General features: G+C 31.5%; 13 protein-coding genes. 8 read left to right on the forward strand and 5 right to left on the reverse strand.

Annotation, left to right across the window (positions count from 1 at the left end):
* The first annotated feature begins 321 nt into the window (after nucleotides 1–321).
* From MKD41_RS01680 to MKD41_RS01690, 3 genes are all read left to right on the forward strand, one after another.
* Nucleotides 322–3,342, forward strand: a complete 3,021-nt coding sequence (locus MKD41_RS01680; RefSeq protein WP_240243719.1) for a SusC/RagA family TonB-linked outer membrane protein — start codon at nucleotides 322–324, stop codon at nucleotides 3,340–3,342.
* Between the two features lie 87 nt (nucleotides 3,343–3,429).
* On the forward strand, nucleotides 3,430–4,791 hold the full coding sequence (locus MKD41_RS01685; RefSeq protein WP_240243720.1) for a RagB/SusD family nutrient uptake outer membrane protein: 1,362 nt from the start codon (nucleotides 3,430–3,432) through the stop codon (nucleotides 4,789–4,791).
* Nucleotides 4,791–7,631 carry an alpha/beta hydrolase family protein gene (locus MKD41_RS01690; protein ID WP_240243721.1) on the forward strand — a complete coding sequence of 947 codons (2,841 nt, stop codon included), beginning with the start codon at nucleotides 4,791–4,793 and terminating at the stop codon, nucleotides 7,629–7,631. The genes MKD41_RS01685 and MKD41_RS01690 overlap by 1 nt, the downstream gene beginning before the upstream one ends.
* Before the next feature lie 56 nt (nucleotides 7,632–7,687).
* On the opposite strand, the gene MKD41_RS01695 is transcribed toward MKD41_RS01690, so the two are convergent.
* From MKD41_RS01695 to MKD41_RS01715, 5 genes are all read right to left on the reverse strand, one after another.
* Nucleotides 7,688–7,936, reverse strand: a complete 249-nt coding sequence (locus MKD41_RS01695; protein WP_240243722.1) for a hypothetical protein — start codon at nucleotides 7,934–7,936, stop codon at nucleotides 7,688–7,690.
* A gap of 108 nt (nucleotides 7,937–8,044) precedes the next feature.
* Nucleotides 8,045–9,139: a hypothetical protein gene (locus MKD41_RS01700; protein WP_240243723.1), complete on the reverse strand. Its 1,095-nt coding sequence runs from the start codon at nucleotides 9,137–9,139 to the stop codon at nucleotides 8,045–8,047.
* Complete coding sequence (locus MKD41_RS01705; RefSeq protein WP_240243724.1) at nucleotides 9,136–9,585, reverse strand: MauE/DoxX family redox-associated membrane protein; 450 nt, start codon at nucleotides 9,583–9,585, stop codon at nucleotides 9,136–9,138. Before MKD41_RS01705 ends, MKD41_RS01700 begins: the two co-directional genes overlap by 4 nt.
* Nucleotides 9,586–9,753: 168 nt before the next feature.
* Nucleotides 9,754–10,683, reverse strand: coding sequence for a helix-turn-helix domain-containing protein (locus MKD41_RS01710; RefSeq protein ID WP_240243725.1), 930 nt, complete (start codon nucleotides 10,681–10,683; stop codon nucleotides 9,754–9,756).
* A gap of 34 nt (nucleotides 10,684–10,717) precedes the next feature.
* Nucleotides 10,718–11,095: a DUF7793 family protein gene (locus tag MKD41_RS01715; protein WP_240243726.1), complete on the reverse strand. Its 378-nt coding sequence runs from the start codon at nucleotides 11,093–11,095 to the stop codon at nucleotides 10,718–10,720.
* Between the two features lie 240 nt (nucleotides 11,096–11,335).
* Between MKD41_RS01715 and MKD41_RS01720 the strand changes: the two genes are divergently transcribed.
* From MKD41_RS01720 to MKD41_RS01740, 5 genes are all read left to right on the forward strand, one after another.
* Nucleotides 11,336–13,759: an aminotransferase class I/II-fold pyridoxal phosphate-dependent enzyme gene (locus MKD41_RS01720; protein WP_240243727.1), complete on the forward strand. Its 2,424-nt coding sequence runs from the start codon at nucleotides 11,336–11,338 to the stop codon at nucleotides 13,757–13,759.
* A gap of 90 nt (nucleotides 13,760–13,849) precedes the next feature.
* A complete protein-coding gene (locus MKD41_RS01725) occupies nucleotides 13,850–14,689 on the forward strand; it encodes an RteC domain-containing protein (protein ID WP_240243728.1) in 840 nt (279 codons plus the stop codon).
* Nucleotides 14,690–14,965: 276 nt separating this feature from the next.
* Complete coding sequence (locus MKD41_RS01730; RefSeq protein WP_240243729.1) at nucleotides 14,966–15,244, forward strand: helix-turn-helix domain-containing protein; 279 nt, start codon at nucleotides 14,966–14,968, stop codon at nucleotides 15,242–15,244.
* Nucleotides 15,245–15,251: 7 nt separating this feature from the next.
* A complete protein-coding gene (locus tag MKD41_RS01735) occupies nucleotides 15,252–15,791 on the forward strand; it encodes a hypothetical protein (protein WP_240243730.1) in 540 nt (179 codons plus the stop codon).
* Nucleotides 15,792–15,827: 36 nt separating this feature from the next.
* Nucleotides 15,828–16,490 carry an ATP-binding protein gene (locus tag MKD41_RS01740; protein ID WP_240243731.1) on the forward strand — a complete coding sequence of 221 codons (663 nt, stop codon included), beginning with the start codon at nucleotides 15,828–15,830 and terminating at the stop codon, nucleotides 16,488–16,490.
* Nucleotides 16,491–16,714 lie beyond the last annotated feature (224 nt).

Genomic DNA, 16,714 nt, shown 5'->3' on the forward strand with positions numbered 1-16,714 from the left:
AATCTGATTATATCAGATAGTACAAATACTAAATAATTAGTAGTAAAAATAGATTGTTAAAAGCTATTTCTAGAGTTAAACTAACAAACAAAATATGCCAATGAATACATAAAATTCATAAATACCACCAAACTAATATAGTTCAAAATCACAAACTAAATACCTGAACTACCTGCTATAAAAAACAGTTGTTTTTCATAGAAATTGAAACAGTCTTTTGCAGTATCAACTACTATAAAAAGGCTGCACAATCCGCTGTACGCTTAATTCAGCGAATTAAAATACTAAAATGAATTGTTAAAAACAACAAAATAGTTACAAATGAAAAATAGATTAATAAATAAACTAATACAAATAGTTGTATATCCCCTTATTTTTGGATGCTACTTATATTTTGGACCAATTCAGGCTCACAATAATAAGTTAGTTTCAAATTTACAACAACAATCCTTAAAAGTAAGTGGTACTGTAACCGATGCAAATGGAGTGTTGTCTGGAGTCTCTATACTTATCAAAGGAAAGGCTATTGGTGTTAGCTCTCATTTTAATGGGAATTATACCATAGAGGTTGCTCCAAATGATACCTTAGTCTTTTCTTTTATGGGGTATAAAACAATAGAAATTCCCGTTGAAGGACGTACCGAAATCAATGTGCAATTACACGAAGATACTACAACTTTACAGGAAGTACAAATAAATGCAGGTTATTATTCCGTAAAGGAAAGTGAGCGTACTGGGAGCATTGCAAAAATAAAAGCTACAGCTATAGAAAAACAACCAGTAACCAATGTGTTAGCTAGCATGCAAGGGCGTATGGCAGGTGTAAATATTACACAAACAACTGGTGTACCTGGTGGAGGTTTTGAAGTTCAAATTCGTGGACAAAATAGTTTAAGATTCGATGGAAACAGACCTTTGTATATTATTGATGGAGTTCCTTATGCTTCAGACCCAATAGGAACTGGAATCAATTCTCCAGTATTACCAACGCAACCTTCACCACTTAGTAGCATTAATCCGAGTCAAATAGAAAGTATAGAAGTATTAAAGGATGCAGATGCAACAGCCATTTACGGTTCTCGAGGTGCTAATGGAGTGGTATTGGTAACAACTAAAAAAGGAAAAGAAGGTGAAATGCGATTTTCAACGAAGTTTTCTCAAGGAGTTGGTAGGGTAACTCAATTTATGGAGCTATTAAAAACCCCAGAATACATTGCAATGCGAGAAGAAGCTTATGCAAATGATGGAGTTACAGAAATCCCTTATTCTGCTTATGATATAAATGGCACTTGGGACAAAACCAGATATACCGATTGGCAAAAAGAGTTATTGGGAGGTACAGCATTAATTACGGATATTCAATCTTCAATTTCTGGAGGTTCAGCCCAAACACAATTTTTATTAAGTGGTAACTATAACAAGCAAACAACAGTTTTCCCAGGGGATTTTGGGTATAAAAAAGGCAATGTATTGCTAAATATAAACCATAAAACCAAAAATGAAAAGTTTACTTCTACAATATCTGTAAGCTATACCTCGCAAAAGAACAATCAGCCAAGAATGGATTTAATGAGAGAAGTGGTAAGTATTCCACCCAATGCTCCAGCATTGTACAATGAAGATGGTACGCTTAACTGGGAAAATAATACGTTTAACAACCCATTAAGAAATCTGGAAGGTTTATATGAAGTAAAATTCAATGATATGGTTGCCAATACCGTGCTGTCATATCAGTTTACCGATGATTGGCGATTAAGAGTAAGTGCTGGATATACAAATCTTATTAATAAAGAAACAACTACTATTCCATCTACTGAATACAATCCTGCCTGGGGTTTAGGATCGGAATACTCAAGCCTTATTGCAAGTCAAGCAACCCGAGAATCATGGATTGTTGAACCTCAATTAAATTGGAGTAAAACAATAGGAAATGGGAAGTTAACAGCCTTGCTAGGAAGTACATTTCAATCACAAAAAGGAGATCAATTAGTACAGTATGCATATGGATTTACAAGTAATAGTTTGATTTATAACCTTGCATCAGCTTCTGATGTGTATTTACTCACAAGTGAAGAATCACAATATAAATACCAAGCCTTTTTTGGGCGATTGAATTACAATTGGAAGGAAAAATATATTGTGAATCTTACTGGAAGAAGAGATGGGTCTAGCCGATTTGGTCCAGGCAAACAATTTGCCAACTTTTGGGCTGTAGGTGCAGCTTGGCTATTTTCAAAAGAAAAGGTTTTAGAAAATAGTAAAATCTTAAGTTTTGGAAAGTTAAGAGCAAGTTATGGAGTTACAGGAAGCGATCAAATTGGTGATTACCAATATTTAAACAACTATGTTTCTACAGGAGTAAATTACAATGGCGCTATTGGATTGCAGCCAGCAAGATTGTTCAATCCTGAATTCGGATGGGAAACAAATAAAAAAATGGAGCTTGCTTTAGAAACAGGGTTTTTCAAAGACCGTATCTTTTTAACCGCAGCATGGTATAATAATCGCTCTTCAAATCAATTGTCAGGAATGCCACTGCCAGGAACTACAGGTTTTTCATCCTTACAATCCAATTTGGATGCAACTGTTCAAAATAGGGGAGTAGAACTCACTCTTCGGACAATAAATATTCAAAAAAATGAATTTAGCTGGATTAGTAATTTCAATAGCACATGGGCGCAAAACAAGCTTATAGAATACCCAGACCTTGAAAGTTCCACGTATGCAAATCAATACGTAATTGGACAACCTTTAAATATTCAAAAAGTGTATCACTTTACAGGTGTAGACCCTCAAACAGGAGTCTATACTTTTAAAGACGTGAATGATGATGGAATGCTCACTGGAATTGAAGATAAAACAACCATCAAAGATTTTAATCCTAAATATTATGGTGGGTTGCAAAATCAACTAAAATACAAACAATGGCAACTAGATTTTTTGTTTCAATTTGTAAAGCAAATTAATTATAATGAAGCAATTTATTTTGGGCTTCCAGGTTCACAAGGGAATCAAACAGTTAATGTGTTAGATCATTGGCAAGAGCCAGGAGATAATGCCTCTTATCCAATTTTTACTGACGGAAGCAACAGTGAAGCTGTAGCCGCATATTACAAGTATTTTGAAAGTGATGGGGCGATTAGTGATGCTTCTTATATACGTCTAAAGAATATTTCAATTTCTTATGAAGTACCACTAAAACAGTGGCAATGCAGATTCTTTTTGGAAGGTCAAAATGTACTAACCTTTACAAAATTTGAGGGTGCTGACCCAGAATTCAAGTCAGCAGGATTTTTACCACCCCTACGTATTCTTTCTGCAGGTGTAAAATTTAGTTTTTAATTTAAAAAAGAAGAAACAATGAAAAATAACAATAAATATAGTCTTAATAAATTATATGATACTAAAGTCATTTGGAGATTAATCATATTGGGAATATTGATAGTAATTGCATTAATATCATTCTACTCATGTGATGATTTTGTAGATGTAGAGTTGCCGAATTCTCAACTTACGGCTCAAGGAGTTTATGAAGAAAAGACAACCGCCAATGCGGCAATGACAGCTATTTATTCGAAAATTAGAGATGAAGGATTGTTGACAGGAGGCTCGACTGGCTTGTCTCATTTATTAGGAAATTATACTGATGAACTAGACTTTTATGGAAGTTCTCAAAATGAAACAACCGCATTTTATAACAATACTCTACTTGTATCAAACACCGATGTAAGGCAATTATGGAATAGCAGTTATAACCAAATTTATGCTGCCAATGCAGTTTTTGAAGGTGTAGAAAATTCGATTCATTTGCCAGTAAAGGATCGTAATCAATTAAAAGGAGAAGCTTTGTTTGTAAGAGCATTAATTCATTTATACCTAGCAAATATATTTGGAGATGTTCCATACATCACTACTACTGATTATGTTAAAAATAAACAAGCTAAAAGAGCACCCTTAAACACTATATACGAACGTATTAAGACTGATTTAGCAGATGCATTATTGCTTTTGCCTGAAGATGATATTTCCTATACGCGAGTGCGTCCTAATAAATATGCCTGTTATGCACTACTTGCAAGGGTAAATTTATATGCTGGATATTGGGAGGAGGCTGTCAATGAAGCATCTATAGTACTCAATAAAACAAGTACGTATGTTTTTGAACAAGACCTCGATAAAGTTTTTCTAAAAGAGAGTACAGCAACAATTTGGCAATTGAGCCCAGCTTTTGACAGTGGGAATACATTGGAAAGTGAGACTTTTAATTTTACAGTAGGTCCACCACCTTTGTCTGCACTAAGTACACATTTTATAGATGCCTTTAATGCCGGTGATCAGAGAAAAACCCATTGGATAAAAACAGTTAGTGATGGTACTACAAATTGGATGCATCCTTATAAATATAAATACTCTAATACAGGTTCATCTGTTGAGAATTCTATTGTGTTCCGTTTAGGAGAATTATATTTAATAAAGGCAGAAGTACTGGCACATTTAGGAGAGTTATCAAGTGCCAAAGAAGCCTTAAATCAAATAAGAAATAGAGCAGGGCTAAATAATACAACAGCACAAACACAAGATGAACTTTTAGAAGCTATTTTACAAGAACGAAGATTTGAATTGTTTACGGAATTCGGACATCGATTTTTTGATTTAAAACGATTTGATAAGATTCAATCTGTTTTGTCTGAAGTTAAGCCAGGTTGGGATGCAAATGACATATTGTTCCCTATACCAGAAATAGAACTCAATCTAAATACAAATTTAACTCCCCAAAACCCAGGTTACTAATGAATTTCATAATAAACAACTGTAAAATTATTTGGATTAATTGTATGTTGTTTTTGTTAGCCTGCCCGGTATCAGGGCGGGTTTTCAAAGCAAAACAAATTAAAATAACATGTAGAATTATGAGTCTCTTACTTTTAATGATAAACATTCAAAGTTGGGCTCAATCATCTACAAATAATAGTCACATTAATAAATTGGAAAAAAAAGCAATTACTGAAAAGGATAGTTTAGAAAAGAAACTATTAACTCCCGAAGATTATAAATTGTGGAGTACAATGCATAGTAGAAATATTTTTATATCAAGCGATGCACGTTGGTACTCCTATAAACTTAACTATGAAAATAACATAGATACAATGTTTGTTGCAGCTGTTAAAAATGATAGAAAATTTAGTTTTCCCTCAGGGTCGAATTCTCAGTTTAGTAATGATGGAAAATGGTTTAGCTGTATTGTTCGGGATAAAGGATTAGCAATTTTGAATTTAAAAAATGGCAATCTGCAATGGGTTAAAGGTATTGAAAGGTTTAATTTTTCTAAGAATAACAAGTTTTTGATAGGTGTTAGAAAGAGTATGGATTCCGATACGAAGAATTCAAGTTTATGGGTGATGGATCTGGAGCAAGGAAAACATGAGATGATTCCAGGAGTAAGTGAATACCTGTTAAACCCCACGAATTCTAATATGGTATATATAATAGATACAGAAGTAAAAAAAGCAGTTGTAGTGCGTACGTTGGAAAAATATCCTGCTTCACATACAATTATAGAGAATGGTTCGAACAGCTATAAAAAATTAATTTGGAGTTCAAAAGGAGCTGATTTGGTTTTTTTAGAGGAGTTGCCATCAAAAGAGGAAAAGCAAAAAAAATATAAGATTATCTATTATACGAATAAAGGAGGCAAGACAAAAATAAGAAGTTTGAATCCTTCTATGGATAGTAACACATTAAAGGGGATGCATATAACTCAAACATTTTGGTTAGATGAGCTAAGAATAACAGATGATGAAGCTGCAATTTATTTTAATGTACAGAGTCAGGAGGAACCCGAAAACATAACAGATAAAGATTCAGAGGTTCCTGTTCAGGTTTGGAAGGCAAGGGATAAAATTATTTATCCAATGCAAAAGTTCACGATGTATAACCCTATAACATTAGCAGTTTGGTGGCCAGAGAAAGATAAAACAATGCTTTTGGAAACCCATGACCTACTTTCAGCAGCACTATTAGGAGATCAAAAACAGTTTTTGTCTTATAATTCTTTAAAAAATGCACCACATTTTAGCAACTCACCAAAAATAGATTTCTATCTCACTGATATGGAAACTGGGGAAAGCAATCTTTTTTTAAAGAATCAAGTAAATAACGAGTCTAATATGGTTAATTCATCCAGTGGAAAGTATATTAGTTATTTCAAAGACAAGAATTGGTGGGTTTATGATTTGAAAAAAAAGACGCATACAAATCTTACCAAGAATATAGGAGTTGGATTCTATCAAAGAGAAGAAGACAATGCCCATTCTGGTGCGATTATGGCTTATGGTTCTCCAGGATGGACAGAGCAAGACAGAGAATTTATAGTTTATGATAAATATGATATTTGGTTGCTTTCTCCAAATGGTACGTCCCCTCAAAAACTGACAAAAGGAAGGCAAAAACAGATACAATATAGAATATATAAACCAACTTCTCATGCATTTAAAGTCAACACATCTAATAGTGAAAAATATAGATTTGAACAGAGTACGCTCAAACCATCTGAAGGCGTTTTAATTAAATCCATAGGTGAAGATATGGCGTCAGGATTTAGTCTTTGGAAGCGAGGAAAAGAACTAAAACATCTGGTTTATAAAGATATGTATGTAAGCAATATGAAAAAAGTCCACAACAAGGACGGATTCATATATCTAGAACAATCATTTAGCACGCCTCCTAGATTACGATATTGGGAAAAGGGCATGTCTGACCATAGAATTATATTGGAGACCAATTTACAACAAAAGCAATTTCAATGGGGTTATTCAGAATTGATTCATTACAAAGGGCCAGATGGTCAAAAACTACGCGGCGCTTTGTTTTATCCTGCGAATTATAAATTGGGGGAAAAATACCCCATGATTGTTAATATATATGAACTAAAATCGAGAGACTTGCACCACTATAAGAATCCTTCAGAGTTTTTAGGAGCTGGATTTAGCCATACAAATTATACTGCAGACGGGTTTTTGGTGTTTATGCCAGATATTTGGTATCAATTTAGTGACCCGATGATCTCTGCTCTAAATTGTATAGAGGCAGGTGTGAAAGCGGTAGTCAAAAAAGGGATTGTAGAAGAAGAGCATATTGGCATAACTGGCCATTCCTTTGGAGGATATGAAACTGCATTTGTTATTACGCAAACCAATTTGTTCGCAACAGCAATAGCTGGTTCTGGAATAACGGATCTTGTAAGTTTTTATCATACCATGAATGGTCAGTATTTATGGCCACAAATGAATTCGGTTGAAAGTATGCAATTCCGTTTTAATGATTCTTTTTATGAGAATCCAGAAGCTTACTACCGTAATTCTCCAATAAATTATGCCTCAAATATTAATACACCATTATTGTTAATGACAGGAGAGGAAGATCATCATGTAAATTGGCAACAAAGCGTTGAATTGTATTTAGGTTTACGCCGTTTAGATAAAGAATGTGAGATGTTAATATATCCAGGTGAAGGTCATGTATTGTTGAATCCTAAAAATCAGGTGGATTTCACAAGGCGAATGAAAAAATGGTTTGATAAATATTTGAAACCAGATAAAAATCAGACTGGTTTGAATCTCAATAAAAATTAAATAAAAACAATGCAGTTCTTCGAGAAAGAACTGCATTGTTAAATTAATAACTAATTTTAGTTATTAATTTTATACAATGGCACATTACATACATTGACACTTGGATTCACCTTTCCCCATAATCTGCTACTTCCAGAAGTACAGATAGTTGGTTGATAGACTGTAGTACACATCTGTTCTGCATGACAAGGGTCTGCTTGTGAAACAAATCGATAGCCTTGTGTTGTAGAAAGTGATTCTGTACTACCCATAGACATAGTAACAAAAGCACCTGCGATTCCTAAAAAAACGACTGCCAATGGCATCATAATTTTTTTTAAAATTTGTGTTTTCATAATATTAAATATTTAAAATGATGACTTACTCTTTTTTACAGGTTTTCAGTCTTACCCCTGATATCGGCCGATATATTTTTAATTAGTTTTTGTGTAAGAACTTGCTGCTTTATTTTGACTTAAATGTTCCAGAAGTTTATAGCACACTATGTTATTTTCAATCAAGGCATATAAAAAATTTCCTGCTACAAGCATACTTTTCATTTTATGATTGTTGATATCATAAACTGGAAAACTAGATCGATAGGAGGCACTGGTAAGGTCATAGACATCAACAATACTCGCAATCTTCCAAATGTTTTCTTCTTCATATAAGCCAGGCAATGCTGAATTTACATAGAGTAAATTATCGGAAACAGCACTTGTTTTATTAACGACTAAAGGAGGTTCAGCAAAAGTTTTAAGCGTGCTGTTTTTCTTTTGTATTAAACTTATTTGAGCTGTACTCACAGTATCAATGGTATTTCCGCGATACATTAATTGAAGAGAAGGGGTTGCAACAATAAATTCGTTTCGATAGCGATACATGTAAATGATACGATTGAGTTCTTGATTAAAATGAAGACTGCCATCAGTATCAAAGATACCATCAAACTGTTTTTCTAAGAGATTAGAACCATAAGCTACTTTTGCGGTGTCCGTAAGGTTAAGAGTACCAATAAGACTTTCTCCACTTTTAGGTGTTAAATACCGCACAGCCATGGTAACAGAATCCACAGGCTCCAATTGAGAAAAATAATAGCCACTATTAATTTTTAACGAAGCCTTCCAATCTTTTATGTTTCCTTTAAACACATAAGGAGCAATTCCTTCAAAAACAAAAAAGTGAGTATCTTGTACTCTAATTTGTGGAGAACGGAAGGGAAGCTCATTTTCTTTCAGTTCAATATTATAAGTGGTTCTTTTTGTTAAAGTGCTGTCCAATTTCATTATTTGCAATGGCGCTGTATAATTACCGAGATAGATGTTGCCATTTCCATTTCCCGCAAAATAATAGGAGTTATAAATCAAGTCAGCTTGATAAATTTCTTGAGCAACATGTGGTGGATACCTACGGGTAAATTTATTTTTATAATGAGTGATGTTTTCCGATAAGCGAAATAGTTGAAAGATTATAACAACACAAAACACACCACCAATCAATAGCAAAAGAAGTTTTATTTTATTGTTCATAATTTCAGATTTTTATGTTTAAAAAATTGGGGATGTTCTGTTGTTAGTAGAAAGGCAATTATTGCAAAGACAATAAATATGATATTAAAAACTAGATGTTGGTTCCACGTCATTTTTTCCAGTATTCCTCCACAAGAGCAGGGAACAAAGGCGCTGTAGTTTAATATAATGTAGATATAAGCTGTAAATAACACCATTAATAAGTATGACGTAAACAAACCAATAAACCGAAACCGTGGAATAAGCAATAGTGCAGCTATACTAAATTCAGAAGCAGGAACTATTATAGCAATCCAATCTGTAAATGAACTTAATAGAGGTGATTGCCCTAATTGAATTTTGAAGGTCTCAAAATCTAACAATTTACTTGTTGCAGCATATACAAGCATAAGAACATACAAATAACAAATGGCAAGTATTATATTTTTTCTAAAGCAAAATTTCATATCAAAATAATTATAGTTTTAATTTGATATAAAATTCGCCTAAAACAAACTTATAAGTGTTATCTAATCAGTAGATTGACTTATTGATAAAGTATTGGTTTTTCTATTTGAGATTCTATGGATTTGATGTCTTTAAAAATACCTTTTTAATGGAAGGTAGTTGTGTTTTTATGGATTGGTAAAATCAGTATATTTTCTCGAAACATTGTTAGGGGAATAGCCAAATAACTTTTTAAAGGCTTTAGAAAAATTAGGATATGTAGAAAAACCACACTTAGAAGCAATTTCTTTAAGAGGAATTGTTGTTTGTTGAATTAACAAATGGGCTCTTTGTAGTCTTTTATTATTATAAAATTTGTAAATACTCGTTTTAAATAAGTATTTAAATCCATACTTGAGTTTGTATTCATTTGTTCCAAACATACGTGATAATTCTTTTATGGTTGGAAGTGGTTTGTCCAAATTATTTAAAATATAGTCATAAACGCTCTGTATCAATTGTACATCTGATAAGCGGTACAGTCCTGCTGGTTTAATAGTGTCTGTTGATGAAATTAGTTTGGCTGGGAGGCTAGTTTCTTCAACGATATTGCACACTGAACTAATCAGAATATCATTATTATGAAAAAGCCGAGAGATATTGCAAAATGATGGTTTGTGTAACTGTTTTTTTGTGATGTAAGTTAGTTGTTGAGCGGATGCTTGTATAAAATTTCGTCGTAAATCTTCTTTTATGTGATTCCATACCTGAAGAGATTCTTTCGTTAAGATTGAGGAAAATTGAGTATTTATTAAGTCTTCAGGGGTATATCCTAAATTATTGAAGACATCTGAATTGAAACTTTTAATGATAAAATTTGAATCTAAAATAAAAGAATTTTGAACAAGGTATTTGCTAGAATGATGTGGGTTAACATATCCTTTATGTGAGATTAAACCATTCAACTCTTCAGCTAACATATTAACTAAAACAGTTATAATTTCAAGATTATCATCTTCTCCTGATTGTTTAATCCGATGTGTAAAATTTCCTTTACCCATCAGAAGTAACATTTGATAAATTTTTTCAAAACGAATTTGATTTAAATCTGAATCCATAAGATTGAAAATTTGGTTCTAGCTAAAAATATATTTAACTATAGTTTGAAAGGAATTCTAATGCTTTAGTTGTATCATCAAACATTTGAGAGGGAACAGTAGGCTTACTGATAGTAACATAGAATGTTGTCATTGCCTTTAAAACTCTTTTATCAACAAGGAAACTAACAGCCTTGGTTAACACTGATCCAGATTGTGCTAAATAATCTCTAGCAGTTTTATCGATGTTTTTAATTCCTCTAACATCACAAAAAATAGGATAAGAAATTTCATTTTGGAATTGAATTCGATCAGCAACGATACATTGAGCAGCGGCTAAATCAATGACTACATCCTGTTTATATTCAAAAAAAAGGATTTGATCACTAATCCAAAATTTGGCAAATTTATTTTCAAATAATTCGTGTTCCATTTTATATTTTGTATGACTAAAATACTACAAATTTTATTGATCTGTCAATTAATGTAATTTTTAATGATTTAATTTATAGTGAATTAGCTATGTTTTTGTCAAATTAGTAGTTTAAGTTGTCATAAAAGTATTTTTATTGGAAAACACGTATTAGTATTTTTTATTTATAAAATTTTAGGGGTATACTTCTGAAATAAAAAGAATTATAATTTAAAAATCACATATAAATACTTTTAAGTTATGGCAAAAATTAAATCAAATAATTTTTTAGATACAGTAAACGACGTTTTTATTGATGCGAGGAAAGCAGGAGTAATACACTTGTATGCCGAAGATGAATCATTCTCAGGAAGAACATTGCAAATACATAATAAAAAATTATTTCATTTTGGAACAACGGGGTATTTGGGATTGGAGCAAGATGCTCGATTAAAAAAAGCTGCAATTAATGCTATAACAAAATATGGAACGCAATTTCCACTTTCCAAATCTTATATTTCTCATCCATTATATAATATATTAGAACAACTAATAAGAGAAATGTATGGGACTAATATTATTATCACCAAAAATAGCACATTAGGGCACCTTGGGGTTATTCCAAGTGCAGTAAATGATCAAGATGCAATTATATTGGATCATCAAGTTCATTGGAGTGTGCAGAGTGCAGCCAAAACATTGAAGTCTAGAAGTGTTACTATAGAAATGATTCGACATAATAACTTGCAGATGTTGGAAGATAAAATTAAAGCCTTGTCTTCAAAGCATAAAAGAATATGGTATATGGTTGACGGTATTTATTCTATGTATGGAGATTATGCACCTATCAAAGAATTATTAGAATTATGCAATAAATACCCTCAATTATTTTTGTATTGTGATGATGTGCACGGAATGAGTTGGATAGGGAAGAAAGGGACAGGTTTTGTACTTAGTCAACTAAATGAACTCCCAGAAAATATATTAATTTTTGGGACTCTTAGTAAAACTTTTGGGGCTAGTGGTGCTTTTTTAGCGTGTTCTGATACTAAAATGTATCAACGTATTAAAACCTTTGGAGGGCCACTAACTTTTTCTGCACAATTAGAACCAGCTTCAGTTGGTGCAGCTATAGCTTCTGCTAGAATTCACTTATCTCCTGAAATCTATACGCTTCAATCAGAATTAAAAGATCGCATTGATCTATTTAATGATTTACTGAGTCATACAGACTTACCATTGGTACATGAAAATAATTCCCCCGTTTTTTATATTGGGACTGGAATGCCAAAAACAGGGTACAATTTTGTTAATAGATTGATGAATGAAGGCTTTTTTGTAAATTTAGGACTTTTTCCAGCAGTACCTGTAAAAAATACGGGTGTGCGCATCACTATTTCAAGGCATAACCAGAAAGAGGAAATAAAAAGTTTGGTAGAAGCAATGGTTTATCATTTTCCAAAAGCTCTAGCTGATACCAATACGACTAAAAAAAGTGTATTTAGCGCATTTAAAATAGCAACTCCATCATTAACTGATACTGAAAGTTTAAGTACATTATCTGTTCAAATGGTAGATACGATTAAGAAAATTCAAAAAGAAGAATGGAACGCATTGTTGGGGAAACATGGTATATTTGATTGGGATGGATTATTGTTTTTAGAAAATGTTTTTAACAATAATGCAGCAAAAGAGCATAATTGGAAGTTTTACTATTTTATAATTAGAGATGCTAAAAACAAACCAATTTTAGCTACTTTTTTTACGTTTAATATTTGGAAGGAAGACATGCTTGCATCAGAAAAGGTTTCTATCAAATTAGAAGCACAAAGAGTGAAAAATCCATATTTATATACCTCCTATGTACTTAGTATGGGATCTCTTTTTACTGAAGGTCAACATTATTATTTTGATAAAACCCATCCCAAAAGTAAGCTCGCTTTTAATATGATGTTTCAAAAATTAGAAGGATTGGATGTCGAGTTCAACCCATCTATGTTAGTGTTACGGGATTTTGAAATTGATGCTGATTTAAATCAAAAATTTCATCAACAAGGTTTTATAAAAACAAATATGCCAGATTCTTGTATTATTGAGAATTTAGCGTGGAAGAGTACAGATGAGTATATAGCTACCTTATCATCAAGAAATCGCAGACATTTTAGAAAAGATATATTGCCCTTTGAATCCTGTTTTGAAATAACAATCAAATCAGAATTGAATTCTCAAGAATTATTTGATTTATATGAGCTGTATGAAAATGTACGAAAGAACAATCGTGGGTTAAATACGTTTTCATTTCCAATAAAAATGCTTAAAAATATGTCAAATCATCCAAACTGGGAATTTATTATTCTAAGTCTTAAAAAGGAGTTAAACTCACAAAACAATCATCCCGTAGGTGTTATGTTTTGTTATAAAAATGGAAATTATTCATATACTCCAGCTTTTGTAGGATTAAATTATAAATATTTGAAAAAGTATCAAATTTATCGTCAGTTATTATTTCAAACCATAAAAAGAGCTGGTGAGCTACATTTTAAAAATATAAATTTTGGAATGACAGCTGCTTTTGAAAAGAAAAAATTAGGTGCTAAAATCACATCTAAAATAGCCTATATTCAAGCAAAAGATAACTTTTCAATGGAAATGATGGATGCCATTAGTAATGAAGATTCGTATTAAACTTATATAGGTTGGCCAATTGAATTTTTTAAATAAATATTTTCCCCATGTTATAACTTGAATTTTAAACATGTTTACAAGTATAATTAAATGTTTTATAATAGTATCATATCAGAATTAGATAAAAAGCTTGAAGTTTTAGAAACGGAAAATGATGATTCCCTTTATAAATCTGAAGTAGGAATAACCTATACAGAAAATAGTATTAAAAGGTTGCAAAAACTAGTTATTGATAATGGTTTTAAAAATTTAAAATCAGAAATTTATTTCTTTAAGCATGTTAAACCTTTAGTATTTAGTAAGTTGATATATTATGTTAAACTTATTAATATTGAAAGTAAGAGGCCAAGAAGTCGTTCAAAATCCCAAATAAATTACCTCAATAATCATATAGATAAATTACAAATCTATTTTAATGATAACTTAGAGTTTTATCATTATTACCGAAGAGGGGCAACATTTTTAGATGAACAATATTTTGTCCGTGGAAAAGCTGATTTAAGATTGCATCCCGATTCTTTTCATTTTTTTACAGATGACCAGTTTTCTACGAGTCAAGATATTACGGTTGCAACTATAATGGCTTATGATATGCTTATTGTATACCTTCAACAAGAAATAGAAAAATTAGAAAACAAAACCGAAACCGTGATATCAAAATCTATGAAAAAACAATCTAAACTATTTTGGACAGGAAGTAAAACAGATCTTATTGAACTTATCTATGCACTTCAATGTAGTGGAATGGTTAATAGTGGGACTGTTGATATTAAAGAGTTAGCATCTGTATTTGAGCAAATTTTTAATGTTGAATTGGGTAATTATTATCATACTTTTATTGAAATACGCTCTCGTAAATGTAATACTACAAAGTTCTTAGATAAAATGAAAGAATCGTTGTTGAAACGGATTATAGAATTAGATGAATAGAAATTCATAGTTGAACCCAACTTGGGAAATTTAAAAAGATGAGTTCTGTTCTATAATTTGTGTTCATTTGTGAGAATGCTACTCTAAAAAAAACTATAACTTAAAGCAAAATAATGTATTTATTATTAATTAAAAAAACACCCACCTTGGGAGTAACTATAGATAAAAATCTAATATACTGTTTCAACTTTGTAGAACGAAAGTTAAATTAATACAAAGTGGTCACTAAATAAATGAAATCATTTGACGGCTTTGTTTCTAAAAAAAGTTTTACAAATGGCAGCAACAATTATTACCACAGAAGATCTTAGAGAATTTAAAATGGAATTACTCGATGACATTAAGCAATTATTACAAACAAATAGTGGACAATCCATAAAAAAATGGCTAAAATCACCTGAAGTAAGAGATTTACTTGGAATTTCTCCAGGGACGCTACAAAACCTTAGAATTAACGGAACATTGCCTTATACTAAAATAGGAGGTGTATTGTATTATGATTATCAAGAGATTTTAAAAGTATTGGAAGAGAATCGAATTCATAATAAATTTTAGGTTAGTTTTGGAAAATATAAATTATATCAAACATCTCAATGCTGTATTTATGCTATTTTCTAAAGACAAGCGTTTAAACCCGACACACATCAGTTTGTATGTGGCATTATTTCAGCTATGGAACACTAATTTCTTCAAGGGTGAATTTTTCATCAATCGAGAAGAAGTCATGTCCTATTCCAAAATAGGCTCAAAATCTACGTACCATCGTTGCATCAAAGAACTGCATTATTGGAAATACCTTTTGTACCAACCTTCACATAATCCCTTTAAAGGTAGCCAAATCAAGATGTTCAATTTTGGGACAAGTGATGGACAAGCTCTGTACCTAAGTCGTACTGATATCGAGACAAGCGATGGACAAGCATTGGTATCTATAAACAAACATATACAAACTATAGAAAACAATAAAAACAAAAACAAACCGATTTTTTTAAAAAATTTAAATTCCAATAATTCTAAAATAGCTAAAAAACAAAAATCAACTGTCCCATATCAGGACAACTTAAAGACAAGTACCGATAAAAATTATGACGAACCATTGTAACCATCGGATTTATAACTCAGAAGTTGAAAATGAAAAATGAATTTAAAAACACCACATATCATCAATGAAGGAATAGAGCAATATTCTTTGGGCGTGCTTCGAGGAAATCACATCCATTATGATTTTGAGAAGATTTTAATTTATTTGGATGTAAAAGGGAAACTGTTGTTTGGGGAAAAGTTTAAAATTTACAAAGAAGATCGAGAAATTCTTTACAAGCTTTGCAATTATCAAATTCGAGATTGGCAGAATTGCAGAAAACTCAATATAGACATTAACAAAGGAATTTTACTTTCCGGACCTGTTGGATGTGGGAAAACTTCCTTGATGAAATTGATTCGATATATTACACCCCAATATCCCACATTTGAATTAATTCCAACACGAAATGTCACTTTTGCATTTAATCATGTAGGCTATAAAATAATTGAAGAATATGGCGATAATCGATTTTATTGTTTTGATGATCTAGGGATAGAACCCATAGGTCGCTTTTTTGGAAAAAATTGTAATGTGATGGGTGAAGTTTTACTTTCTCGCTACGAGTTGTTTTCAAAATACAGATTTAAAACACATTGTACTACCAATTTAAATGCTCAAGAATTAGAAGAATATTATGGAAATCGTGTACGATCAAGAATGCGACAATTGTTTAATTTGATTGCTTTTGATAAAGGGAATACTGATAAGAGAAGATGATATAAGCTATTAAAATTTTAAAAGTCTTTAAAAATATATAATCAATTTTCCTTTCAATACAAATGGTTATTTAAAATATACTGTTCATGTATATTTAATTATTTTTAATTTATCTTAAATTAATATTAATGTAAATTAATTGTAAAATGATATTCTTAGTTATGTTGAAATTTAGATTTAAAATCAAATAAACTATAGGGGGAATTGGTTTAAAGGTTTTTATA

It is taken from the genome of Lutibacter sp. A64 (assembly GCF_022429565.1).
GTDB lineage: Bacteria > Bacteroidota > Bacteroidia > Flavobacteriales > Flavobacteriaceae > Lutibacter.